Here is a 25452-nt window from a genome sequence, read left to right as displayed (position 1 = left end):
GGGTGATCCTGCCGCGCGCGACATACGTACGCACGCGGTGTCGCGACCGCCGACGCCTCGGAGGAGCGCACCCGTTGAGCCGCACGAATGATCACGGGGCCGATTGCCGGAGGGCGAGATCGCTGGGGGTGCTCAGGGGTCACCAGGTGACGGGCAGGGCGGTCAGGCCGCCGGCCAGCACGTTCGTGTTGAACGTCAGCTCGTCCACCGCGCACCCGAGTTTGAGCGTGGGAAAGCGGGCGGCGAGCTGGGCGAAGACCGTCTGCAGCTCGATGCGGGCCAAAGGGGCGCCGACGCAGTAGCGGGCGCCATGGCCGAAGGTCAGGTGCGGCACGGCCGGGCGGACGAGGTCGAAGCGGTCGGGGTCGGCGAAGACGGCCCGGTCGTGGTTGGCGGCGCCGGTGTCCAGCAGCACCAGATCGCCGGCCCGGATGTGGACTCCGGCGATCTCCAGGTCGGTGCGGGCGTAGCGGGGGATGCCACCGCCGCCCAGACGGGGCGCGCGCAGGATCTCCTCCACCGCCGCGTCGATCCGCGACGGGTCGTCCACCAGGGTCTGCCACTGGCCGGGAGTGGCCAGCAGCCACAGCGTGCCCATGCCGATCGCGGTGACCGTGGTCTCGTGCCCGGCGAACAGCAGGAACATGCCCATCGCGGCGGCCTCGTCGTCACTGACCCCGTCAGTGGCGGCCAGCCGGGAGATCACGTCCGCCTCGGGGTCGCGTTCGGCCCGTTTGCGCGCCACCAGCCGCTGCCCGTAGCCGAACAGTTCGGCCAGCCCCTGCTCGGAGCGTGCCCGATCGGTGGTGTCCGCGGCGGCCTGCGTCCATTGCCGGAACTGGCCGCGGTCGCCGAACGGCACCCCGAGCAGCTCGCAGATGACGGCGATCGGCAGCGGCAGCGCCAGCGCGGCGTGCAGGTCAGCGGGCGACCCGGCGGCATCCAGGTCGTCCAGCAGGCTCGCGGTCAGTGTCTCGACGCGGCCGCGTAGCGCGCGCATCCGCTTGGGTGAGAAGTGCGGCTGCAGCAGCGAGCGCATCCTGTGGTGGTCGGCCTGTTCGGTGTCGAAGTCGCCCAGCGGGCCGCCGAACATCGCCGACTCCCCGGTACGCGAGGCGCGCTCGGGCTCGCGGTGGGCCCGGCCGAGACGGTCGTCATCCAGTAACTGGCGCACCTCCTCATAGCCGGTCACCAGCCACGCCGGGTGGCCGACCGCGGTACGGATCGCGTGGATGGGGCCGCTGGCCTGCAGCTCGCGCAGCAGCGGCGCGGGCCGCATGGGGTGGGGCTGTTCGAGCGGCAGCTGGGCGGGGGCGGACATGGCTCCTCCATGAGGTAGACACTCATTTGTATACTCTGGCGTCTAAAACGCTATATGTATACTCCTGCTTCTACAAGCGGAGGTGGGATGGACAACCCCGAAGAAGGCGTCGGTAAGGCCGTGGTAGCCCAGCCGGTGCGGCGGCTGCGTCGCGCCGAACGGCGCGAGCAGATCCTGGACGCCGCCACCCGCGCCTTCGCCCGCTCCGGCTACACCGCCACCGGCCTCGACGACATCGCCGCCGAGGCTGAACTCACCCGGGCGATGCTGTACCGGCACTTCGACTCCAAGGCCGACCTGTATCGGGCCGTACTCGACCGCGCCTGCACTCGCCTGGCCGAGGCTGTCGGCACCGACGACTTCGACGGCGACGCCATCCCCGCCCTGCTACGCGCCGCCGCGGTCGACCCCGACGGTTTCAGGCTGCTGTTCCGCTACGCCGTCCGTGAGCCCGACTTCCGCGACATGATCGACTCCATCACCGCCGCCTCCCACGAGGTCGCCCGCCGCACCCTCGCCCGCCGCATTCCGGAGGGTCCATGGCTGGACTGGGCCGCCAACCTGCTCCCCACCTTCACCCTGGAAGCCGTCATCGCGTGGCTTGACGCCGGCCGGCCCGATCCCGATCAGGCCGCTGAGCGCATCAGTCAGGCCGTGCACGGGGTCATGGCCGCCGCTCATCCCGTCCGCCAAAGGGAACTTTGACGGTCTTCACACCCAACGCGGGCGCGGTCGCCGCCACTCTGGTCCGCCCCGAGGTGCGGGCCCGCGCCCTGGCCGTGGTGGTCGGCGGACTGGCCGTCGCGACCGCCCTCGGCGTCCCACTCGGCGACGTCATCGGCAGGTGGCTGGGCTGGCGCGGCGCCCTCGGCGCGGCGCCCTCGGCGCGGCGCCCTCGGCGCGGTGGCCGCGATGTGCCTGCTCGTGGCCGTCGCCGTGTCCGCGATCATGCCGATGCTGCCGGGTGGCCCGCGGGTTCCGCTGCGCACCCGGCTGGCCGTACTGCGACGACCCGCCGTCCTGACGGTGCTGCCCCTGACGGTGCTCGGCATGGCCGCCGCCTACACCGCCTACGCCTACATCGTGCCCGCCCTGCGCGCGATGGACATCGGCGAATCCTCCACGGTGTGGATGCTGTTCCTGTATGGAGCCGGCGCCGTGCTCGGCAACCTCGCCGCCGGGTACGCCACCGACCGGTGGGGCTCGGTCCGCGTCCTGAGCGCCGGATACCTCACCATGGCCGCCGCGCTGGCGCTGCTGGCCTGGATGGCCGCCTCCGGGATCGCGCTTCCCGCACTGGCGGGCCTGCTCGTGCTGGCCTGGGGCGGGAGCAGCCGGTGCCAGACGCCACCGCAGCAACACCGGCTCATCGCCACGGCGCCGCAGGAAGCCCCGCTGGTGGTCTCGCTGAACTCCTCGGCGATCTACACCGGCATCGGCGCGGGCACCCTGCTGGGCGGGCTCGCCCTGCCGCACGGGACGCCCCTCGTCTATTTGAGCGGCGCCGCGCTGGCCGCGGTGGCTCTGATCTTCCTCCTCGCCACCGCGCGCAAGGCGTTTCACGGGTGAGCGCGCACGCCGGCGATCGTCCCGGAGCCGGAAGGCCCTTGCCGGAGGCGCGAGCTGGCACTCCCGACAGTGGGGCTGGTTTGATGCGAAGCGGCGAGGAGCAAGGAGTCGGGAGAGCCCGTGGGCGACAGGAGAAATACCCACGTCGTTGAGATGCGCGCCGATGTCGTGGTCAAGCGATACCGGTCATGGAGTTATGGCCAGCCTGAACGCGAGTGGCGGGCCTTGAAGTTGCTCCACGAGCATGTGCCGGGGGTGGCGCCGGTGCCGGTGAGCGCGCATCTTGATGAAGACCCGCCCACCGTGGTGATGTCCCGACTGAGTGGGGCGGGACTGGAAGGTCCTGTCACGACGGATCTGGCCGATGCGATAGCCGAGACCCTGGCGCGAATTCACGAGGCGATCCCTCAGCCGGCCCTAACTGGTTTGCCTCCTCGCGCGGGCGATCCGGTCGAGCTCCTGAACCAGGTCCGAGGGTGGTCGGTGGCTCCGCCAGACCCCCATGGGGATGCCGTGCTGAGTGAGGCGCTGGCCGCGGGCGCCGACTGGGTGCGCCGGCCCACCTTGGAGAAGTCGCTCATGCGGCCGGCCCCTCCTGTTTTCGGCACGGGGGACGGGAATCTGGCGAACTACCTTTGGGATGGCACCGATCTTCGCCTGGTGGACTTCGAATACTCCGGTCGAAGCGATCGCGCCTTTGAACTGGCGGAGGTAGTCGAGCACATCTCCGTACGTGCCAGTCGTTCAGGCATGACACGCGTGTTGGATCGTTTCGAGCTGAGCGCCGCCGAGCTGCGCAGATTCAGAGAGTGCCGCCGACTTTTGGCCCTCTACTGGCTGCTGAGGATTCCGGCTCACAGCCAGAGGCAACCGGGTGATCGAACGGACATTCTGGCCGAACAGGCGACGTGGATGCTGACCCTGCTGTAGGGACCACACCGGTAGCGCACGCGAGGGAAGACGATCCTGGCTTGCGGCGAAGGGTGAGTGATCGTATCCATCACCCGGAAGGCAGGCCAATGCCGGAGCTGAGAACTTGATCGTCGGAGTGTGCGAACAGGCGACCGACGCCGAACTCGTCGCCCGGTACCGGCGGAACCCTGATTTGTTCACCGACGTGCACGACCGCTACTACCGCGACGTCTACCTGTACGTGGCCGGCCGGCTGGACACACAGATCGCCGAGGACATCACGGCCGAGACGTTCCTGCTGGCCTTCGACCAGCGCGACCGGTTCGACCCGGAACGGGGGACCCTGCGGCCCTGGCTGTTCGGCATCGCCACCAATCTGATCGCCAGGCACCGGCGCAAGGAGACACGCCACTACAGGGCGCTGGCCCGGCTGGGTCCGGAACCCGTCATGGAAGGCCACGAGAACCGGGTCGTCACCTCCGTCGCCGCTCAGCGTATGCAGCCGCACCTGGCCAAGGCGCTTGCCGCCCTGTCCGGCGGCGAGCGCGACGTTCTGATTCTCGTTGCCCTGGGCCAGCTCAACTACGACGAGGTGGCCCAGGCGCTCGGCATCGCCTCCGGCACGGTGGGCTCCAGGCTCAGCCGGGCGCGCGCGAAGATGCTCGCCCTCATCGACAAGGAGAAGGTCCATGGATGACCTGAACGCGCTCGCCAACCTGCTGACCAAGCCCGAGCCGTCCACCGAGGCGATCAGCCGCAGCAGGAGTCGGCTCCAGGACAGGATGCGCGGCCGCGCGCGACGGCGGATCGGGTGGCTCATGCCGGCACTCAGCCTGGCCACCGCCGCCGCGGCGGCCGTCGCCGTACTCGCCACGGGCGTGACCGCGCCCGCCGGCGCACCGGCCTCGGGCAAGGAGATCCTGCTCATGGCCGCGGCCAGTGCGGAACGTATGCCCCAAGGTTCCGGGACCTATTGGCACGTCAAACGTGAGTGGCCGCATCTGGGCGAAATCATGGAGATCTGGACCACGCGCGACGGCCGGCGCTGGACCAAGGGCGAGCCCGGCCACCCTCCCGGCGTCGTCGTGCCGGACTCGGCCTCGTTCATGCTCAAGGGGGCCAAGGTGGGATTCGAGGACCTCGAAAGGCTGCCGACAGATCCAGAGGCGTTGAAAACGCGGATCGCCGAGCTTCAGGGGCGTGACGACGACATGGCCGCATCTGAGCAGCGAGGTGACCCCACCCGCACCCTGGTCGCGCTGATCTCGGAGCTGCCGGCGCCTTCAGAGGTCCGTTCCGCGGCGTTCCGGGCACTCGCCGCGATGCCGGGAATCGAGAGCGCGGGTGCGGTCGAAGGCGGGCAGGAACTGCGGTTCCCTGATCCTGATGACGATCCTGATAGCGATCCTGCTGACCGGGCGGAGATCAAAATGGTCGTCGATCCCGAGACCGCTCAGGTGACTCGCACCAACTGCCTCGAAACCAACGACGGAGGCGTGATGGTGAGCGGCCGTGGACCCGTCTCCGTGACCGCCGAATGGACGGACCAGCCCCCTCAGTAGGGGCTGGTCGAGCGGCCCAAGACTCCCACCACCCCGTACGGAGACGGCAGAGCGACTCTGCCGTCTCCTGAGCAGTGCCGCCGCGTTCAGAGACGGAGGTCGAGCGCGGCGGCTCGGCAGGTTTCGCATCTCGCGGGCGCGTGGTCGCGGCCGTGGGCGAACGCGAAAGAGACCATTTCCCCTCGCACGCAAGGCAGATCATGATTTTAGGTAAGTCGCTCCTTGCCGCTGTCATGGCAGGAACGATCGCAGGCATCACACCGGCAGCGGCGGCGGCACCGGCCCCGCAGGCTCCCTCTCGCCAGGCGAACGCGGTGACCCTGATCACCGGTGACCGGGTCGTGGTCACCGGCAAGAGCTACCGGGTGGATCCCGGACCCGGCCGGCGGGAAGTCGGCTTCACGAGCCAGGTACGCGAAGGACACCTGTACGTGATCCCGTCGGATGCCCAGCCCCTGGTCGCCCAGGGCCTGCTCGACCGGCGGTTGTTCGACGTCACCCAGCTCCTGGAATGGCACTACGGCGACGCCGACACGCCGGACATCCCGCTGATCACGCAGTCGGGCACGGGCCCGGCCCCTGCGCTCAGGGGCGCGCAGGGCTCCCGGCAGCTCGCCGGCCTCGGCATGACCACGCTTCACGTGCCCAAGAGCGGCGCGGCTCAGACCTGGAAGGATCTGACAGCGGGCGCCCGTACTCTGGCCGCGGGCACGACGAAGATCTGGCTGGACGGCCGCCTCTCCTACAGCCTCGACCAGAGCACCACACAGATCGGCGCCACCGAGGCATGGAAGCAGGGCATGACCGGCGAGGGCGTCACGGTCGCCGTTCTCGACTCCGGCTACGACCCCGACCATCCGGATCTGAAGGGCGTGGTGGCGCAGGAGCGCAACTTCAGCGACGACCCCGACATCCGCGACCCCATCGGCCACGGCACCCATGTCGCCTCGATCGTCGCAGGTAACGGGGAGAAGTACCGGGGCGTGGCCCCGGGCGCCAAGCTCGCCGTCGGAAAGGTGGGCGACGCCTGGGGTGCGGCCGACTCCGCGATCATCGCGGGTATGGAATGGGCCGCTCTCGAGGTCAAGGCCAAGGTCGTCAACATAAGTCTCGGTGAGCCGGACGCCCCCGAGATCGACCCCGTGGAACAGGCGGTGAACACGCTGTCCGAGCGGACGGGCACGTTGTTCATCGTGGCGTCGGGAAACACCTTCCGGGACCCGGTGATGAGCCCCGGCAGCGCGGACGCCGCCCTCACCGTCGGCGCCGTCGACAGGAAGGACCGGGTGGCCCCGTTCTCCAGCACCGGCCCCCGCCTGGGCGACCACGCCGTCAAACCGGACCTCACCGCACCGGGCGTCGGCATCGTCGCGGCGGCGGCCGCCGGCACCGCCGACGACACACACGTCGCGAAGAGCGGCACCTCCATGGCCGCGCCGCACGTGGCCGGGGCCGCGGCCATCCTCGCCCAACGGCATCCTGACTGGACCGGCCGGCAGCTCAAGGCCGCGCTGGCCGGCAGCGCCGCTTCTTCGCCGGGCGCCACGCCGTACCAGCAGGGCACCGGACGGGTGGATGTGGTCCGCGCCCTGAAGCAGCAGGTCGTGGCCCAGACGGCGGACACCTGGGCCGCCTTCCCCTGGGACGGCCCGGACGAACGCACGAAGACCGGGACCATCACCTACACCAACTCCGGCGACGCCCCGGTCAGCCTCGACCTGACCGCCGAGGGCGACGTGCTGAAGCTCTCCACCCAGCGGATCGAGGTGCCCGCCGCCGGACAGGCGTCGGTCACGCTCACCATCGACGCGAACGGCAAAGCCCCCGGCGACTATGTCGGGACGATCACCGCCACCTCGGGCGATACCGTGATCCGCACCCTGGCGGGTGCGTACGTCGAGCCGGAGTCCTACAACGTCACCATCACCGTCATCGGCAAGCAGGGCGAACCGGTCGACCCCATGATGGCTCAGGTCTATGACGCGAAGACCGGGGCCATCGTCGACCCGATGTTCGAGAACGGTGTGGCCACAGTACGGCTCGCCAAGGGCGACTGGAACTTCTACACCGAGATCGGGGAGAAGGTCGATGGGAGGTTCACCTACACCATCGCCGACTTCCCGCTGCGGGTCGATGGCAGCGACCTTCAGTTGACGGTGGACGCCCGCCAGGGCAAGGCGGCCAAGATCACCGTCGACGATCCGAGTGCCGAACTTCCGAGTTCGTTCGAGTTCGGGCTGTTCCATGGCGCATGGAACTCATTCGGGTCGCGGGGCGGCGTGGACATCACCAACAGGTTCTTTGTCGTTCCCGTTCAGCAGCCAGGTCTGACCTACACCTTGAGAACCCTGTGGCTGAGCAAGGACGTGTCTCCCAGCCCTTACGTCTACGACCTCGTTGACTATCGCACCGGCGGCATTCCTGACAATCCCACCTACGACGCCAGGCAGCAGGATCTGGCGAAGGTCTCCACGACCTACCGGGCCTCGGGAGTGGCGGCCACGGGGACGCCGATGGCTGGACCACATTACGAGGAATTCCCGGCCATGAATTTGATACCACTGGTCGGCGACCTTCCCCTGCCCGGCACGCTCATCCAGTACCGGACCCCCGGGCTGACCTACGCAAGCGGTCTTCAGGTCGGCACCGCCGTGACCTTCGACGGCGGAACGCTCATGAAGCGCGGACAGACCAGCGACGTCTGGAACGCCGCGGTCACCGGTCCGTCGTTCCTGCTGCCGGGCGGCAGCCGTACCGGCGACACGCTGACCTTCTCCGCGTTTGGGCTGTTCGCCGACGCGGGCGCGGGCAGAACGGGCGCGGACGCCGCCGCCACCGGCACCGCCACCCTCGCCAAAGACGGGAAGGTACTGGTCACGACCGACATCGACAACTGTGAGGTCTACCAGGCGGAAGAGTGCGAGCTCCGCGCCGACCTTCCCGCCGGGTCCGGTGCCTACACGCTGACCGCGTCGATGCGCAGGCAGGTGCCGTACTCGACGCTCTCCACCGGGGTGGAGTCCGTATGGAAGTTCCGGTCCGCGACCAAGGCGAAGGAACAGCCGCTGCCGCTGACGGCGGTCCGTTACAGCCCCGCCGGCCTGGATGAATCGAATCGCGCCAAGCCGGGCAGCACGACGCGCCTGCCCATGTGGATCGAGCGCAACCTCGGCTTCATCGGGGCGGAGACGACGTCGGTCCGGCTGGAGGTGTCCTCCGACGACGGGGCGCACTGGCGCCAGATCCCGATCGTCCGCACCGGCTCGGGCTGGACCGCCATGGTGCCGAACCCGCGTACGGCCGGATTCGTCTCCCTCCGTGCGGTGGTGACCGACACGGCGGGCACCGGCCTGACCCAGACGATCACTCGCGCCTACGCCGTCGGCTGACCGACGATCGCGTCACGCTTCCCCGGGCCCGGCTTCCTTCCGGGCCGGGCCCGGGGGGAAGTGACTGATCCGGGCGAGGAGCCGCCGGCTCTTCTGCGACAACTCTCACTGCCCGGCAAAGACGTTCGTTGAGCAGATCCCTCATCTGATCAAGCAGTGTCGGCGGGCTTCGGCGGGGGTGGCCGGCGGCGGCACCCGTGACTGGGCGTGTGTCGACCAGGTCCAGGGCAAGGGGTTCCCCGGTCAGGGGGCCTGGCTCACTCATGTCCTAATGCTACATCATCGTGTTGACGCGTTAGATTACTCATCGCTATAACTAACGCATCATCTTCAATGAAAGGCATTAGAAGTGACGTTCTCCTTGGTCGCCCGCACCACCCACCGCCACCTCGACGTCGATGGTGTCCGCGTCTTCTACCGCGAGTCGCTGCCCGAGCGGTCTGGCGCGCCGGTCCTGCTGCTCCTGCACGGCTTCCCATCGGCCTCGCACCAGTTCCGCCGCCTCATCGACGTGCTGGGCACCCGCTACCGGCTGATCGCGCCCGACTATCCCGGCTTCGGGCACACCGAGGCCCCGGCCGACTTCACCTACTCCTTCGACCGGCTCGCCGACATCACCGAGGGCTTCGTCCAGAAGCTCGGCCTGACCCGCTTCGTGATGTACGTCTTCGACTTCGGCGCGCCCATCGGGTTCCGGCTCGCCGAGCGGCACCCCGAGTGGATCGCGGGCCTGGTCGTGCAGAACGGCAACCTCTACGAGGAGGGCTTGTCCGCCGGAGCCCGCGACTTCATCGCGCTGCGCCCCGACCAGCCCGGTGCCGAGGACACCATCCGCGACCTGCTCACCCTGCCCGGCACGCGCGGCCAGTACGAGACCGGCGTCGCGGACCCCGAACTCCTCGCCCCCGAGGGCTGGACCCTCGACCAGCACTTCCTCGACCTGCCCGGCCGCAAGGAGGCCCAAGTCGCGCTCGCCTTCGACTACCACTCCAACGTTGAGCGGTACGGCACCTGGCAGGAGTGGCTGCGCACGCACACCCCGCCCACCCTCATCACCTGGGGCGCGAACGACCCGTTCTTCCCCGAGCCCGGCGCACACGCCTACCTGCGCGACCTGGCCGACGCCGAACTCCACGTCCTCGACACCGGCCACTTCGCCCTCGAGGACCACCTCCCGGGGATCGCCCCGCTCATCGCCGACTTCCTGGACCGAGTGTGGGGCCGACCGTGAGGCGTCCCGCTGCCGGGCTGGCGGTGTTGTTCACGGTCGCGTTGACCACCATCACCACCGAGACGCTTCCGATGGGTCTGCTGCCGCAGATGAGCCACGGCCTTGGGGCGTCGCAGGACCGGATCGGCTGGCTGGTGGGCGGCTACTCACTGATCATCATCGCCTTCAACCTCGGCATCACCGCCGGTTCGACGCTCGGCGGCCAGACGCCGAGGCACCAGGACCCGGGGCGGCGGATGGCCGCCGCCCCGGGTCCGGCCCCGTCAGCGCAGGCCGAAGGCGCGCGTCACGGTGTGCTTGAGCCGGTTGCCCGCCTCGTCCCACGCCTCGACCTTCAGGCCGACCGCTCCCTTGGTGTCGGCGAGCTTCGGGTACTTGGCGGAGGCCCGGTAGGTGCCGTCGTTCTGCCGTTTCACATCGACGGGCTGCCAGGTGGCGCCGTCGTCGGTGCTCGCCCACAGCTTGATCCCGGCGATCTTCGGCATCGCGCCCCCCGACGGGGAGCGATAGGGATCGACGGTGAAGTGGTGGGTCCTGCCGGCCGGCACGGTGTTGTCCATCCCCAGATCACGGCCGAGGTCGTAGCCGACGAACACGGCCTGCGTCGGCCCGCACTCCTTGGCCCAGCCCTGGACGACCTGGCTGACGCAGATGAGCCCGGGCTGCGGCGTGCCCTTGACGGGCCGGGAGGCGAAGGTCCACTCGGCCTCTTCCCCGTCCTTCTTCGCGGTGAGCCGGTAGGTGCCGGCGCCCTCGGGGATGGTGAAGGCGGGCGCGTTTTTCAGCGCCGGGTTGAGCGGAGCCCGCGGGAGCTCCACGTCGTCCCGGTAGAACCTCACCTCGTAGGCCGGGTTGAGCAGGCCCGGGCTCCAGAACCGGTCGCTGAAGTCCCTGTCCTCCAGCACCCCGCTCGTGACGCCGATCTCGGCCCACAGCACGTCGCCCTCCACGCAGATGGCGCAGCGCAGGGTGGTGCCCTGCCGCGTTCCCGGCGCCGCCTTCGGGTCGGGGATCGACAGCGCCTTCGCCGGAGCCGACGCGGCGCCGAGCGTGCTGGGCGTGGCGAACCACTGCTGACCGGTGCGCCCGGGACGGTCGAACGCCTCCACCCGGTACCGGGTCCCGTACGTGGTGACCTCGTCGAGGCCGCGCGCGGTCATGCCGTGCAGGTGTGTGATCTCCGGATCGAGCGGGCCGACCCACTCCGGCCGGCTGAGGGGCCCGGTGAAGGCGGTCGCGCCTTGATCGGACACCATCGTCGCCGTCACGAAGAGGTCGTCCTGCTTCCAGATGTAGCGGAAGTCCTCGAAGGTGGCCGGCTCGGAATAGTGCACGTCCAAATCCACCTGGGCCAGGTCCCTCGTGCCGAGTTCGTACCGCATCGAGGCGGGGACCCTGCCCTCCACGTACGGCTTGAGCACGTAGGTGTAGGGAGTCTCGGGAGTCCCGGTCACCTTGACCGTGACCGGCCCGGAGGCGAGGCGTTCGCGCAGGTCCATGGCCTCCTTGTTGGACAGCGAGATGTTGCTGATACCCACGGGCTTGGGGTCGCCGGTGAGCGGCTTCTGGGTGATGCCCAGCGGGATCGTGCAGTTCGTGCCCTTCCCGGGGAAAGCGGCGATGCCGGCGGCGCCGGCGTCCCTGATCGGGCCGACCAGCTCGACCGGCAGGCCGCAGAGCGCACCGAACACGCCGTCGCTGAGGCCGGTCTCCAGCAGCGCCAGCTTGCCGCGCAGGTCGAGCCCGGCGAGGTCCTCGGGCCCGCCCCGGCCGACGTCGACGACCTGCAGGTCCCGCGTTCCGGTGAACGGCACGAAGCCGGGGTGGTAGCTCTGCTGGCCGCGGCGCTCGTGCTGCGGCGTGGCCGGGTGCAGCGTGGCCGGCTTGTGCCCGGTCACGCGCATGGCCACCTCGGACTGCCCCAGCGTCCACGCGATCGCGAACCTGAACGCGCCCTTGGTGACCTTCTCGGTCGGCAGGACCCACATCTTGTCCCACGGCCCGGAGGGGAAGGATCCCGCCCAGGTCTCGCCGCCGGCGACGGTCCGCTGGAAGTAGCCGTATGGGGTGTTGTTGAGCGGCTCGGCCGGCTTTGGGGTGCCGAAGCTCACCTGCGAGGTTTTCCTGACGTCGAACGTGATCTCCGTGTCGCCTGTGATGGCGACCTGCGGGTTCATCAGCCAGGCGGTGTTCTTCCTGTCGTCGCCGTCGGCCCAGGAGGCGAGCTGGGTCACGCTCACGGTCCCCTCGGGGACGCGGACGGCGACGGTGCCCTCGCCCACGAGCGCCTGGTCTTCGAGGAGGCCCCGGCTCCCGTCCACGTCGATGACGAACTGGTCGCTCGGGTTGAGCGGCTTGCCGTCCCTGCCGATGGTGTGCACGGTCAGCGTATGCGTCGGGGCCTCGCGTACGGCGCCCACGGGCGTGGTCACCCGCACGTCGCCGGCCTGCGCGACGACCGCCCCGGTGTAGCGGCCGTACTCCAGGTCGGCGGGGTCCAGCGTGACGGTGGTCGTGGCCATGCCGGACGCGGGGACGGTCAGCGAGGACTCCGTCGTCAGCGAGCCCTCCATCGCCGGCCCGCGCACGTCGCGCAGCGCGCCGGTCAGCGTGAGCGTGACCGGCTCCGAGCCCAGGTTGACGTAGCTGATCTTCCGTTCGAGCTTCGTGCCCGGATCGCTCACCGAGGTGAAGTCGGCGGCGGAGGTTGTGGCGAAGACCGTCTGCCGGTGCGCGCGGACCAGGTCGACCCGACCGGCGCCCTGCTCGTACGCCGCGAACCCGTCGTCCTTGGCCGTCGACATCAGGGCCGTCTTGATCAGCGGCCCCTTCCAGTCGGGGTGCTGCTGGGCCATGATCGCCGCTGCTCCGGCCACGTGCGGGGTGGCCATCGAGGTGCCGTTCGCCCTGGTGTAGTACTCGTCGACCGGGGTGCCCATCGAGGTGCCGGCCGCGCGGCCGGCCGCGATGCCGACGCCGGGGGCGGCGATGTCGGGCTTCAGCGCCATGTCGCCGAAGCGCGGGCCCTGACTGGAGAAGCCGGCCAGTTTGTCGTCCTTGTCGACGGCGGCCACAGTGAGGGCCGCGTCGGCCACGCCGGGGGAGCCGATCGATCCGACCTTGCCGTCGTTGCCGGCCGCGATCACGAACAGCGCGCCCGTCGCGGCGCTCAGCTCGTTGACGGCCTGGCTGGTCGGGTCGGTGCCGTCGGTGACGTCGCCACCGAGGCTCATGCTGATCACCTTGGCGCCGCCGGCGGTCGCCCACTCCATGCCCTCGACGACCCAGGATTCCCGGCCGCTGCCGCCGTTGCTGAGCACCTTGCCGATCAGGAGGTCCGCGCCGGGCGCGACGCCCTTGTTCTTCTCTCCTGACGCGGCCCCGCTGCCCGCGATCGTGGTGGCCACGTGGGTGCCGTGTCCGCCGAGGTCCTGTACGGCCTCGCCGGGCACGAACGACCGGGAGTCGGCGACCTTCCCCTTCAGGTCGGGGTGTCCGGCGTCGACACCGGTGTCCAGCACCGCGACCTTGACCCCGGAACCGTCGTGGCCGCCCGCCCAGGCCTCCGGCGCGCCGATCATCGGGACGCTCTCCGCGAGGTCCACCTTGATCTTGCCGTCGAGCCAGATCTTGGCGATCCCGCCGCTGAGCTTGGCCGCGCCGGGGGCGAAGGAGCCGCGTACGGCCTGCCAGAACGTGCCGGACTCACCCTTGGTCACCTCGACCGACGCCCCGTGGATGCTCTCCAGGGTGTGAGTGGGCGCGCTGGCCGGTAGGGCGTCGGCCGAGCCCTTGAGCGTGGCAGCCGGGGGCGTGCCCTGGTACTGCACGATGACCGGGACCTGCGCGGTCGCGTCGTCGGTGTAGCCGTTCTCGGCCAGGTACTTCACGTTGAACAGCCGGCGGTCGAGCTTGCCCGCGTCGACGGCCGGCATCGCGTCGCTCGGCAGGACGTAGACGCCGTCGGGGCCGCTCAGCGTGGCGAGCGTGGGCAGGTCGCCGTCCGGCCGGGGGACCGGTTCGGTGTCGACGGCGTACCTGCCGCCGCCGGTGTCGGTGAGTTTGACCTTGTCTCCGGTGATCAGGGTGATGGCGTGGACACCGGCCCCCAAGCCGGACAGCGAGACGGACGGCGGGGCGGACGGGGGAGCGGTGGCGGCCGGTTCCGGCTCGGCCTGGGCGGCCGGTGGGGGAAGCGCCGCGAGCAGCGCGAACACGGTCGCGGCGGCGCACAGCGAGTTCTTCATGGACACAGGGGGACTGCCTTTCCGCGGGGGGTGACGCTCATACCGGCTCGAAGCCGTCAGGAGGCGCGGGTTCGGACTCCGCGTCCGGCGCGGGTTCCGACTCCGCGTCCGGCTCGGCTTCGGTCTCTGGTTCGGGGGCGGGGTCTGGCTCGGGCATGGAGCAAGCGTCGTCGCTGCCGGGCAGGTGGAGTTATGGGGAATCCCTGGGGAAAACTCCCCAATTCACCGGTAGAAGAGGGCCAGCTCCGTGCGCGACCGGGCTCCGACCTTGCGCATGGCGGCGCTGAGATGCTTGTCCACCGTCTTCGGTGACAGGAACATCTCCTTGGCGATCTCCTGGTTGGTCAGCCCCGTGGCGGCCAGCCGGGCGACCTGCTCCTGCCGCGAGGACAATGCCGAACCCCGCCCCTCGCGCGGCTGGGTGAGCTGCGGGAGGCGTACCCCCCACGTCCGGCCGAGGAGGCTGGCCCGGTCGAGATCCCACCGGGCGCCGAGTTCCGCGTACGCGGCGGTCGCCGCCCGCAGGATCGGTCCGCCGGCCGGGTCCCCGGCGCTGAGCAGGCAGGCCGCCGCCTGCTCGTCCGCCTGCGCGGCGTCGTAGGCCGCGGGGAGCGCGCGGAAACCCTCCGCGGCGGCGGAGAGTGACCGGGCGGCTTCGGCCCACCGCTGGTCCGCCGCCCGCAAGAGTCCGCGGGCCTGCCCCAGCGCGGGAGCGGCCAGCGGCGCGTCCAGTCCGCGCAGACGCCCGTCATAGCGGTCCACCAGCTCGGCGGCGTCATTCGCGCGCCCGGCCGCGAGCAACGCCTCCACGAGCGCCGGTACCGCGCGCACGCCCGCCGGCCACATCTCCTTGTCCTCCCACACGCGTACCGCGGCGGCCGTCTCCGTGATCGCCGCGTCGTGCTCGCCGCGGGCGGTGGCCAGCCGGAGCAGCATCGAGACGGGCAGGGGCAGCAGGTCGAAGTCGCCGAACACGAACGCCCGCCCGACGACGTCGCGCAGGGCGTCCAGTGCGAGATCAAGGCGTCCCGGGGCGGGCGCCAGGCACGCCGTCACCATGTCCACTTGGACGCTCTCGTGTGGAGGGGCGTCGCCCTGCCTGCGCAGAGCGTCCACCATCGGGCGGAGCCTGCCCCACGAGCCGCGGCAGTAGTCGACGATGGCCAGCCTCGACCTGGTCCGTTGCTCGCTGACGCCCTGCAGGTCGGGGTCGGTGGTGTCCAGCGCCGTCTCCAGCAGGTTGCGGGCGAGGTCGTGGTGACCGGCGTAGCAGGCGTCCTCGGCGATGGAGCGGTACGCGTTGGCCTCCTGGTAGTCGCGTGCGCGGCCGTGCGTCTCCGCGCGGACCTGTTCGGTGAGTTCGACCCAGCGCGTGTCGCCCATCAGGGCGAACACCATCGCCAACTTGCTCAGGATCAACAGCCGCATGGTGCGGTTCTCGATGGAGGGCAGGAGGCCGAGCGCCTGGTTGAGCCGGTCGCGCTCCACCTCGGGCGGGACGTCCGGCACGATCGGCAGTCCCAGCAGAACCAGCGCCCACGCGGCCAGGTCGGGACGGTCGCCCAGGTCCTCGATGGCCGCGGCCAGAACGCTGTTCCTTTGAGTGGGATCTTCCCGGCTCACCTCGGCGTGCATGCCCGACAGGAAACGCAGCTCGCCGCGGAGCGTGGTCGGCAGCTCGTGGCGGAGCGCTTCGGTGATCAGCTCGCGCACCTGCGGGAAAGGCAGCACCTGCAGGGCCGCCCAGCCCAGGCGCACGGTGAGCCGCGCCCGCCGTACCGGATCCAGCTCCGCGTTGCGCAGCAGGTCTTCGAGCAGTCGGGTGGCCTCGGCCTCGTCGCCGAGGGCGTCCGCCTGCTCGGCCGCCCTGGCGGCCGCGTCCGCCCACTCGGGCATCCTGCCCGCCTGCCGCAGGTGGTGCGCCATCTGTCCGAGCGGCGCCTGCCGGAGTCCCCGTACGGCCTCCGCCGCGGCCGCATGCATCACCCGCCTGCGTCCCACCGGGATCGCCTCGTAGACGGCCTGCGCCGCCAGTACGTGCCGGAACCCCACCGTCCCTTCCTGCTCGGCCAGCAGCCCGGAGTCGAGCGCGCCGTCCATCGCCTCGGGCCCGGGCCGGCCGGCCGCGTGCGCCAACACTGAGACGGGTACCGCGAGCTGGAGCACCGCGGCGGTCTCCACCACGGCCCGTGCCTCGGCGGGCAGCCGGGACACCCGTTCCTGTACCGAGGCGCGCACGCCCACGGGCACGTCCAGCGCGTCGAGGGCGCGGCGGGCCCAGCCGCCCTCCCATTTGATCAGCGCGCCGCGCGTGCGCAGCAGCGCGAGCAGTTCCTGTACGGCCAGCGGCAGCCCCGAGGCCCGCGCGCGCAGATGCTCCGCGAACTCCTCCGTCACCTCGTTCACACCCAGGATCGCCGCGGCGAGCACGCGGGTCTGCGCCGTGTCGAGCGGAGCGAGCGCCAGGTGCTCGTGCGTGACCGAGTCGGGCGGGCGCGCCGTCAGCGCGCGAACGGGGGCGGCCGCCTCGTCGCCCCGGTAGGTCAGCACCACCGACAGCGCGCGCTGCGGAGTTCCCAGCAGGTAGCCCAGGAACTCGACGGTCTGCTCGTCCGCCCAGTGCAGGTCCTCCACCACCAGGACGGCGGGGCAAAGCGCGGCCAGGACCTCGACCAGGCCGCGGAACAGCCGGTGCCGGTCGGCGGCCCGGTTCTCCAGCGGCGGCGGCGGTTCCGGGAGCACCGCTTCGAGTTCGGGCAGGAGTCCGCGCAGCGCTCCCGCCACCGGCGAGAGGGCGGCGCCGGTCAGGTCGGCGGCGCGGCCGCGCATCGCCTCCACGATCGGGCCCAGCGGGAACGGTTCCCTGATCTGGCCGCAGCCGCCGCTGAGGAGGCGGCGATCCGCCAGCTCGGGCCGGGTGGCCAGCTCGGCCAGCAGTCGTGACTTGCCGATGCCCGCCTCGCCCTCGACGACGGACACCGAGGGGGCCGCGGTCACCGCGGCGACGATCCTTTCCAGCTCTCGATCCCGGCCGACCAGGAGGGGCGACACCGTCCTGCCGAGAGCCTCGGGGTCGTTCACCGGCACCAGCCGCGCATCTCTCACCGTGCCCTGATCGTCATGCAGGCCATGTGATCATGCCATTCAACCCCAAAGGATGATAAAAGTCACGGGCGTTGCACGGCCGGTTCGCGGGCACGACCGGCGCGGCCCCGACACGACCGGGGGACCGCCGACATCCGCGAACCGACGTGACAGTGACGGCCTGGGCGCGCACAGCGGCCGGCGGTACGCGCCCACACGCGCCCACCAGCCGGGGTTCACCTTCGGGCTATTTCCTGCCTGCCAAGGTGTGGGCGACGAGGGCGTTGGCGTGACCGTGCCCGAGGCCGTGCTCGGTCTTGAGCCAGCTGACGAGCTCCATGTGCTTGGTCAGGGGCGAGGAGTCGATGAGGTCGATCCATTCCTGGATGGGGCGCCCGTACTTCTTCTCGATCGAGGGGAAGTAGCTGGTGGGGTCGCCCTTCGGCGGAGTGGCCATGTCGGGAGGTCCGTTCTGCTCGTCGGGGTGTCAGGCTAGGGCCGCGTGGACGAGGTCAGCGCCGGGAGTGGGGCCGGGCGGGCTGGTAGGTCAGGTCCAGCACGCCGGTGGTGAACGTGGCGGACCGGGCGAGTTCGAGCGACACCCGGTCGGTGCCCTCAGGGAAGAGCCGCTCTCCGGTGCCCAGCACGATCGGGTGGATCAGCAGGCGGAGCTCGTCGATGAAGCCCGCGTACAGCAGCATCCGGGTCAGGGTGAGACTGCCCGTCAGGTGGATGTTCTTTCCCGGCTGCCGCTTGAGTTCGACCAGGCTGCCGATGACGTCCCCGGCGATCAGGGTCGAATTCGTCCAGTCGGCTCTGTCCAGGGTGGTCGAGACGACCAGCTTGTGAATGCTGTTGATCTGGTCGGCCAGCTCGCCGGTCTGATGCGGCCAGACCGCGGCGAACGACTCATAGGTCACCCGGCCCAGCAACAGAGTGTCCGCCGCGGCGTGCATCGACCCGACCGCCGCGGCCATCTCGTCGTTGAGGTACGGGAAGTGCCAGCGATCCGGCGCTTCCACGACACCATCGAGCGACATGAACAGTCCGGCCACGACTTTGCGGGCATCGGCCATCCGCTTCCCCCTCTGCTTGGGCGCGATTCATTCGCGCACCGCGGATCAGTTACTCCGAATGGACACGACACGGGTCGTGTCCCCGAGACAGTGTACGAAGATCGTCTTGGCTGTCAACACGATACGTGTCGTTTCCTGTAGGGTGCTCTCGTGGGCAACACACCGAACGTGGCGCGCCGCAGCGAAAGCAGCCGTCAAGCGATCTTTGCTGCCGCCCGTGAGCTCTGCGTGGAGCGGGGGTACGGGCGCCTCACCATCGAAGCCATCGCCTCTCGCGCGGGCGTGAGCAAGAAGACCATCTACCGTTGGTGGCCTTCCAAGGGCGCGGTCATCCTGGAACTGCTCGACGAAGCCGCGACCATGAAAGCTCACCATCTCGACACCGGCGACCTCGCCGCCGATCTGCGCACTCAGTTGACCGCGGTCATCGGCATGCTCGCGCCGCCGCAGACCTCCGCCCTCGCCGGGGTGATCGCCGAGGCGCTGCACGATCCGGCCCTCGCCCATGACCTGCGCGAACGGCTCATCGAGCCGCGCATCGCCGAGTTCAAGAACCGCATGCGCCAAGCGCAGCGGCAGGGACAGCTAAGCCCGGACGCCGACCTCGATGTGGCACTGGACCTGCTGTACGGTCCCCTTTACCACCGGCTCGCCTTCCACCGCGGCATGCCCGACCCCGCCTACCTCGACACCCTCATCGCGCATGCCCTGCACGCGCTCACCCGGCCGGCGGCGCCCGACCCGGGATCCCCTCCAAGCGAGCGGTGAGCCTGCCGCCCCGACGTCAGATCCGATACCGCGCGCAGGGCCGCTACCGAGCGAGGCCGGCGCGCGGTGCCGCCGACCGGCCGGTCGCTCTCGATGACGCAGTGAGAGCACCGCGGCGGCGGCTCCGGTGACCGCACCGAGCCGCTCGCCGTCTGGTTGAGAGGGCCGTCACCGGAACCCCGCCTACATCAGTGCACGTGGGCGCGGGGGATGTCCTGGGAGCTGAGGAGTCGCTGAAGGCGCTCCAGGCCCGTCTGCAGGCTCTGGTCGTCCAGGGCGTAGGAGAGGCGGAGGCAGCCGGGGGCGCCGAAGGCTTCGCCCGGGAGGAGGGCCACGGAGGCCTCGTCCAGGATGAATGTCGCCAGCTCGGCGGTGGTGGTGAAGGAGTGGCCGAGGATTGACCGGGTGAGCAGGCGCTTGACCGAGGGGAAGCAGTAGAAGGCCCCGGTGGGGGTGGGGCAGTCGACTCCGCGTATCCCCTGGAGCACATCGACCATGAGCCGGCGGCGGCGATCATAGGCGGCCAGAACGTCGTCGAAACCCGGGCGGCCCGCGCGCAGGGCCGCGATAGCGGCGACCTGGGCGACGTTGGCGACGTTGGATGACATATGCGATTGCAGGTTGACGGCCGCCTTGACCGCCGCGGTGGGACCGTACAGCCAGCCGACCCGCCAGCCCGTCATGGCGTACGTCTTCGACACGCCGCCGATGACGATGCACCGATCCTCGATGTCCGGAGCGGCTACCGGCATGGATTGGGCTGTCGCGCCGTCGTACACGAGGTGCTGGTAAATCTCATCGCTGATCACCCAGATTCCCCGCTGCGCCGCCCAGTTTCCGATGGCCCGGGTCTCCTCGGGTGTGTAAACGGTTCCCGTCGGGTTGGCGGGGGAGCCGAAGAACAGCACCTTGGTTCGCGGAGTGACGTGCGCCTCAAGGAGTTCGGGCGTCACCTTGAAATCCTGGTCGGCGTCGCTGTGCACGGGGACCGGGGTCGCGCCGGCGAGGCGTACGGCCTCCGGATAGGTGGTCCAATAGGGCGCCGGAATGAGTGCCTCGTCGCCGGGATTCAGCAGGACCATGCAGGCGAGATACACGGCCTGCTTCGCTCCGTTGGTGACCAGCACGTCCGTGTCATTGATGGCAAGGCCCGTATCCGCCAGGACGGTCTGGGCGATCAAATGGCGCAACTCCGCCAGTCCGGCCGCCGACGTGTATCGATGATTGACGGGATCCGGGCAAGCCCGCTGGGCGGCCTCGACGATGTAATCCGGGGTGGGGAAATCCGGCTCACCCGCGCCGAAACTCACGATGCGGTATCCGGCCGCGCGCAGCTCGGCCGCCCGGGACGAAACCGCCATGGTCGCCGATCCGGCGATCGCGCTCGCTCGGTCACTCAATCCGATAGACATGGTTCTCCTCTTACTTCGACGAAAATTCGGCCAGGGTCTTGAGGAAGATGTCGTTCTCATCGGGATGTCCGACGCTTACGCGCAACCATCCGGCCGGGCCCACGTCGCGTACCAGCACGCCTTGCCGGGCCAGCCACGCCGCCACCGCGGAAGAGTCGGCGCCGGTGTCGAAGAGCAGGAAGTTCGCGTCGCTCGGCACGACCGCGTGGCCGGCGCCGACCAGAGCGTCGCGCATTCTCTGGCGCTCGGCGAGAACGCTCGGGATATGCGCGAGCAGTTCATCGGCCTGTTCGAGGGCGGCGAGCGCGACCGCCGCCGTCAGCGTCGACAGATGGTACGGCAGGGCGACGATACGCAAAGGGGCCAGCACGTCGGGTGAGGCGAGCAGGAACCCGACGCGTATCCCCGCGAAACCGAACGCCTTCGACATGGTCCGGGAGATCACCAGCCGTGGATGTTCGGCGAGGAGGCCAGCCCGGCTGCCGATGGCGGAGAACTCCACGTATGCCTCGTCAAGCACCACCAGCCCCGGCGCGGTCCGCAGGACGACGTCCAGCGTCGCCCGATCCAGAGGCGTCCCCGTCGGATTGTTGGGCGCGCAGAGGAAGATGATGTCAGGCCGGTGCCGTTCGACCGCGGTGGCCGCCGCCTCACGGGTCAGGCCGAAATCCGGTCCGCGGTCAGCTGATATCCATCGAGTTCCGGTTATCGTCGCGATTTGCTCGTGCATCGAATACGTGGGCCCGAATCCAAGGGCCGTACGGCCGGGCCCGCCGTACGCCAGGAGCAGGTGCAGCAGTACCTCGTTGGAGCCGTTTCCCGGCCACACCATCTCGGCTCGCACGCCATGTCCGGTATACCGCGCCAATGCGGCTCGCAGCGTGCCGAGGTCGGTGTCCGGATAACGGTTCGCGGTCGCCAGCGCCAGGGAGGCCGCCGAACGCAACACCTCAAGGTGACGTCCTTCGGGAGGACGTGGACTCTCATTGTTGTTCAGCAGCGCGACCGGGTCGACCGGCGAGGAAAACGGCCGGGTGTTGTACGGGCGGACCGTACGCAGGTCGTCCCGGACAGGTAGGGCGGGCATTCAATCTCCGCTTGTGTCTTGTGATCCGGTGATACGCGCGACAAGGCGCTGCATGGACGTTTTCCAGTTGCTTTCCAGCTCGCGGGTCGCCGTCGCCAGATCCTGCTCTTGAAGGGCCGCGGCGATACGCTTGTGCTGTTCGATGGACTCACGAACAATCTGCGGGTCGCCAAGATAGGCATGCTCATATCGATGGACGATGCGTTTGGTGTCGCCGATCATTTCAAGAAGCCGGCTGTTCGGGCAGGCCGCCAGCAGGCCCGCATGCCACTCGTCGTCGGCGCGCTGCACCTCGCGGACGTCTTCGGCTGCCGCCATGTTCTCTGCGGCCTCGATGAGCTGCGGCGCATGCCGGGCGAGTTCCGCGGGATCGGAAAGCGTGATCGCGAGCACTTCGAGCTGGGCGATGATCGGGTAGGTCTCGCGGACCTCCTGCTCGCTCAGGGGAGAGACCCAATACCCCCGGTTCGGGCGGGCGTCGAGAATGCCTTCCTGTGCCAGGCTCGCCAGCGCCTCACGCAGCGGCGTCCGGCTGACGCCGATCTCCGCCGCGAGGTGCACCTCGTTGATGCGGGTGCCCACTGGATATTTGCCTCGGAGAAGGCGGTCAAGGACCTCGTCCCTGACTTGCTCGCGCAAGAGTCTGCGATCGACCGCCATTGTTCCGCCTCCGGCAAAAGCTACTGATGATGTCAGATCCAGAGCATACTACATACTGAACTCAGAGTGCAGAAGCGCTAGGCTGGCGACCCCATCCCCACACCTCTGGAGGTCGCGCCATGCCTGGCTGCGCCATCATCCAGTCACTGAGAACCGCCTACCCGAACGCGTTCAGTGATGACCCATGTGACGCGCCACGACGATTCCACCGATCGATGCCGGGTTACGCCCGCACCCCTCTCGTCGAATCGCCTGAACTGGCGCGTCGGACGGGAACGGGGCGAGTCCTCGTCAAGAACGAGCAGCACCGCCTGGGGTTGCCGTCGTTCAAGATCCTCGGCTCATCCTGGGGGATCCACCGTACGCTGTGCGAACGTCTGGGCCTCGACCCGGCGATCTCGTTCGAGGAACTGCGTCACGCCGTCGGGCCGCTACGCGACCATGTGCTGACCTGCGCCACCGACGGGAACCACGGAAGGGCCGTGGCGCACATGGCCGGTCTCCTCGATATGCGCGCCCGCATCTACGTGCCGAACGAGGTGTCGATGGCGCGGTCGGCGGCGATCGAGGGCGAGGGGGCGCAGGTCGTCCGGGTGTACGCGAGCTATGACGACGCGGTGCGCTACGTGGCCGTTCAGGCCGAACGCGACCCCCACGCCATCCTGGTGTCCGACACGGCCTGGCCCGGGTACGAGACGGTGCCGCGACGCGTGATCGACGGCTATTCGACGATCTTTCATGAGGTTGACGAACAGCTGGCCGAGATGGGTCTCGACCCCATGGACACCCCGGACTTGGTGATCGTCCCTGCGGGTGTGGGCGCCTTCGCCGCCGCCGTCGGCCTCCACTTCGGCTCCCGTGCGGCGACGCGCATCGCGACCGTCGAACCCGACACCGCCGACTGCGTACATCGCTCGCTCGCCGCCGGCGTCCGTACGACCGTCCAAGGGCCGCATCGCTCGATCATGGCCGGTCTGAATTGCGGCGAAACGAGCGTGGTGGCCTGGCCGATCCTGCGCGGCACGGTGGACGCGGCCATCACTGTCGACGACCACGGAGTGCGAGAGGCCATGAGGGTCTTCGCCGGTTGTGGGATCGAGTCGGGGGAGAGCGGCGCGGCCTCGCTCGCGGGTGCGCTGCTCGTCTCCGCCGACCGCGAGTTCCGTGAGGGGCTCGGGCTGACACAGGACAGCACGATCCTTCTCCTGAACACGGAGGGTGCGAGCGACCCTGCGAGCTATCGCAGCATCGTGGGAGATCTGAGCGCGGCCAACGGCTGACGCCTCCACAACCGGAGATCACGCTTCGGGTCGGGCCGTATCGGTCCGGCCCGAACTTGTTCCCTGGCCGGACTTTTAGTTCAGTCTCTGAGTATTCGTCTCCTTGACACCTCTTGCACCACCTCTGCATTCTGTGTTCAGCACGCAGTTGGAAGCGCGTGGGGGAACTGCCTCGGCTGCCTGCGTCACACGACTGCCGGATGTCCGGCGTCATTGACGATTCACAAAAGGTGGGATGACCGTGTTCCTACACATCAGAGGCATGGTGGCCATCGGTTTGGCGTCTGTCCTGCTGGTTTCGGTCGCGTCATGCGGCGGTTCCGAAGCCGGCAAGAAGACGGGGGCGTTCTCCGCCGCGATCCTCGAACCGTCCTCGCTCATGCCGGCCAACTACTCCGAGGTCTACGGAGCGCAGGTGGTGTCCGCGCTCTTCACTCCGCTGGTGACGTTCGACATCAAGACCAACGAGACCCGTCTGGAGGTCGCCGAGAGCGTCGAGAGCACCGACAACAAGGTGTGGAAGGTCAGGCTCAAACCCGGCTGGACGTTCCACAACGGCGAACCCGTTACCTCGCGGTCGTTCGTGGACGCGTGGAATTTCGCCGCGAACAAGAAGTCCGCCCAGCTGAACGCGTACGTCTTCGGGGACATCAAGGGCTATCGCGAGGTCGCCTCCGGAGCCGAGGAGACGATGTCCGGCCTGCGCGTCGTCGACGACCTCAACTTCGAGATCGCGCTGGTGAGACCCTGGTCGCAGTTCAGGCAACTGCTGGGGTATCCCGCGTTCTCGCCGCTCCCCTCCGTGGCCTACAAGGACCCGAAGGCCTTCGAACAGCGGCCGATCGGGAACGGCCCGTTCGTCATGGAGGGCGCCTGGCAGCACGACCAGCAGATCACGCTGCGCCGTAACGACTCCTACGCCGGCACGAAGGCCAAGGCGGGGGAAGTCCAGTTCAAGATCTATCAGAGCTTCGACACCGCCTACAACGATCTGCTCGCCAACAACCTCGACGTCCTGCCCGCCATCCCGACCGCGAGGAGCACCGAGGCCAAGAGCCTGCTGGGGGACCGGTTCGGGGAGTCGCCGAGTGGGCGCATGGAATACCTCGGGTTCCCCGTGAACGGCGAGAAGTTCACGTCGCCTGGCGTACGCAAGGCCATCTCGATGGCGATCGACCGGGACGCGATCACCAAGGCGATCTTCAAGGGCACGCGCACACCGGCGACCGGTTTCGTGCCGCCCGTGGTCCCGGGTGCGGCAGCGGACGCGTGTGGAGCCTTGTGCGTTCATGACGCCGCCGCGGCCAAGGCGGCCTTCGACGCGGCGGGGGGCATCCCCGGCGGCAGTTTCACCATCGGCTACAACAGCGACGCCCCGGAGAACAAGGAGTGGGTCGAGGCTGCCGCGCGGCAGATCTCGAAGGACCTCGGCGTGAACGTCGAGACGAAGGCCTATCCCAAGCTCGCGGTGCTGCTGGGAGATCTGAGCAGCGGGAAGGTCGACACCGCCTTCCGTACCGCGTGGACCTTCTACTTCCCCAGCCCCGAGAACTACCTCAAGCCGTTGTTCACTCAGGACGCCGGGGAGAACTTCTCCCGATACCGCAACGACAAGTTCGAGGCGCTGCTGCGTGACGGCGCGGCGGCCAAGGACACGGAGGCCGCCGACGCGAAATACGCGGAGGCGGAGCGGGTGCTTCTCGACGACATGCCGTACGTGCCGCTCTGGTACCAGGGCGTCATGGCGGGGCACTCCAAGCGGGTCAGCGACGTGATCGTGGATTCCTTCCGCAGACTGCGGATCGAATCCGTGGTCGTGAAATAGCCGGCGGAGGACGCACCAGTGTCCCGTTA

At 69.4% G+C, this 25452-nt stretch carries 18 protein-coding genes; 10 read left to right on the top strand and 8 right to left on the bottom strand.

The genetic code is table 11. The annotated features are described in order from the left end of the window. Positions 1-139: 139 nt before the first annotated feature. Positions 140-1321: a cytochrome P450 gene (locus ACQP1V_RS32460; RefSeq protein WP_433413889.1), complete on the bottom strand. Its 1182-nt coding sequence runs from the start codon at positions 1319-1321 to the stop codon at positions 140-142. Positions 1322-1408: 87 nt separating this feature from the next. On the opposite strand from ACQP1V_RS32460, the gene ACQP1V_RS32455 reads away from it, so the two are divergent. The 7 genes from ACQP1V_RS32455 (at position 1409) to ACQP1V_RS32425 (ending at position 9984) form a co-directional block, all read left to right on the top strand. Then, on the top strand, positions 1409-2026 hold the full coding sequence (locus ACQP1V_RS32455) for a TetR/AcrR family transcriptional regulator (protein ID WP_433413887.1): 618 nt from the start codon (positions 1409-1411) through the stop codon (positions 2024-2026). 207 nt (positions 2027-2233) lie between these two features. Beyond that, positions 2234-2890 (top strand): MFS transporter, encoded by a 657-nt coding sequence (locus ACQP1V_RS32450; protein WP_433413885.1) that lies wholly within the window; start codon positions 2234-2236, stop codon positions 2888-2890. A gap of 120 nt (positions 2891-3010) precedes the next feature. Next, positions 3011-3820: a phosphotransferase gene (locus ACQP1V_RS32445; protein ID WP_433413883.1), complete on the top strand. Its 810-nt coding sequence runs from the start codon at positions 3011-3013 to the stop codon at positions 3818-3820. A 106-nt stretch (positions 3821-3926) separates the two neighbouring features. Further along, complete coding sequence (locus tag ACQP1V_RS32440) at positions 3927-4499, top strand: RNA polymerase sigma factor (RefSeq protein WP_433413881.1); 573 nt, start codon at positions 3927-3929, stop codon at positions 4497-4499. Further along, entirely contained in the window at positions 4492-5364 is an 873-nt protein-coding gene (locus ACQP1V_RS32435; RefSeq protein ID WP_433413879.1) for a CU044_5270 family protein, read from the top strand. The genes ACQP1V_RS32440 and ACQP1V_RS32435 overlap by 8 nt, the downstream gene beginning before the upstream one ends. Positions 5365-5678: 314 nt before the next feature. Further along, positions 5679-8753, top strand: a complete 3075-nt coding sequence (locus ACQP1V_RS32430; protein WP_433413877.1) for a S8 family serine peptidase — start codon at positions 5679-5681, stop codon at positions 8751-8753. 349 nt (positions 8754-9102) lie between these two features. Further along, the gene (locus ACQP1V_RS32425) at positions 9103-9984 is read left to right on the top strand and encodes an alpha/beta fold hydrolase (protein WP_433413875.1); all 882 of its coding nucleotides are present in this window, start codon (positions 9103-9105) and stop codon (positions 9982-9984) included. 263 nt (positions 9985-10247) lie between these two features. On the opposite strand, the gene ACQP1V_RS32420 is transcribed toward ACQP1V_RS32425, so the two are convergent. From ACQP1V_RS32420 to ACQP1V_RS32405, 4 genes are all read right to left on the bottom strand, one after another. After that, positions 10248-14231, bottom strand: a complete 3984-nt coding sequence (locus ACQP1V_RS32420; protein ID WP_433413873.1) for a S8 family serine peptidase — start codon at positions 14229-14231, stop codon at positions 10248-10250. A 222-nt stretch (positions 14232-14453) separates the two neighbouring features. After that, entirely contained in the window at positions 14454-17336 is a 2883-nt protein-coding gene (locus ACQP1V_RS32415; protein ID WP_433413871.1) for a helix-turn-helix transcriptional regulator, read from the bottom strand. A 226-nt stretch (positions 17337-17562) separates the two neighbouring features. Then, the gene (locus ACQP1V_RS32410; protein ID WP_433413869.1) at positions 17563-17772 is read right to left on the bottom strand and encodes a DUF4287 domain-containing protein; all 210 of its coding nucleotides are present in this window, start codon (positions 17770-17772) and stop codon (positions 17563-17565) included. A gap of 55 nt (positions 17773-17827) precedes the next feature. Further along, the gene (locus tag ACQP1V_RS32405) at positions 17828-18391 is read right to left on the bottom strand and encodes a dihydrofolate reductase family protein (RefSeq protein WP_433413867.1); all 564 of its coding nucleotides are present in this window, start codon (positions 18389-18391) and stop codon (positions 17828-17830) included. Positions 18392-18541: 150 nt separating this feature from the next. Here ACQP1V_RS32405 and ACQP1V_RS32400 point away from each other — a divergent pair, with 150 nt between their 5' ends. Next, on the top strand, positions 18542-19159 hold the full coding sequence (locus ACQP1V_RS32400; RefSeq protein ID WP_433413865.1) for a TetR/AcrR family transcriptional regulator: 618 nt from the start codon (positions 18542-18544) through the stop codon (positions 19157-19159). Between the two features lie 188 nt (positions 19160-19347). On the opposite strand, the gene ACQP1V_RS32395 is transcribed toward ACQP1V_RS32400, so the two are convergent. From ACQP1V_RS32395 to ACQP1V_RS32385, 3 genes are read right to left on the bottom strand one after another with little or no spacing between them, the layout of a single operon-like run. Then, positions 19348-20571 (bottom strand): pyridoxal phosphate-dependent aminotransferase, encoded by a 1224-nt coding sequence (locus tag ACQP1V_RS32395; RefSeq protein ID WP_433413863.1) that lies wholly within the window; start codon positions 20569-20571, stop codon positions 19348-19350. Positions 20572-20581: 10 nt separating this feature from the next. Further along, the gene (locus ACQP1V_RS32390) at positions 20582-21658 is read right to left on the bottom strand and encodes a histidinol-phosphate transaminase (RefSeq protein ID WP_433413861.1); all 1077 of its coding nucleotides are present in this window, start codon (positions 21656-21658) and stop codon (positions 20582-20584) included. Continuing rightward, complete coding sequence (locus ACQP1V_RS32385) at positions 21659-22318, bottom strand: GntR family transcriptional regulator (protein ID WP_433413860.1); 660 nt, start codon at positions 22316-22318, stop codon at positions 21659-21661. 119 nt (positions 22319-22437) lie between these two features. Here ACQP1V_RS32385 and ACQP1V_RS32380 point away from each other — a divergent pair, with 119 nt between their 5' ends. Then, positions 22438-23598 carry a diaminopropionate ammonia-lyase gene (locus ACQP1V_RS32380; protein ID WP_387410148.1) on the top strand — a complete coding sequence of 387 codons (1161 nt, stop codon included), beginning with the start codon at positions 22438-22440 and terminating at the stop codon, positions 23596-23598. A gap of 235 nt (positions 23599-23833) precedes the next feature. Beyond that, on the top strand, positions 23834-25423 hold the full coding sequence (locus ACQP1V_RS32375) for a peptide ABC transporter substrate-binding protein (RefSeq protein WP_433413858.1): 1590 nt from the start codon (positions 23834-23836) through the stop codon (positions 25421-25423). Positions 25424-25452 lie beyond the last annotated feature (29 nt).

Source organism: Microtetraspora malaysiensis, from assembly GCF_050947145.1.
Taxonomy (GTDB): Bacteria; Actinomycetota; Actinomycetes; order Streptosporangiales; family Streptosporangiaceae; genus Microtetraspora_A; species Microtetraspora_A malaysiensis.
Note: the sequence above shows the minus strand (reverse complement) of the source record. Positions and strands in the feature narration are given on the sequence as shown.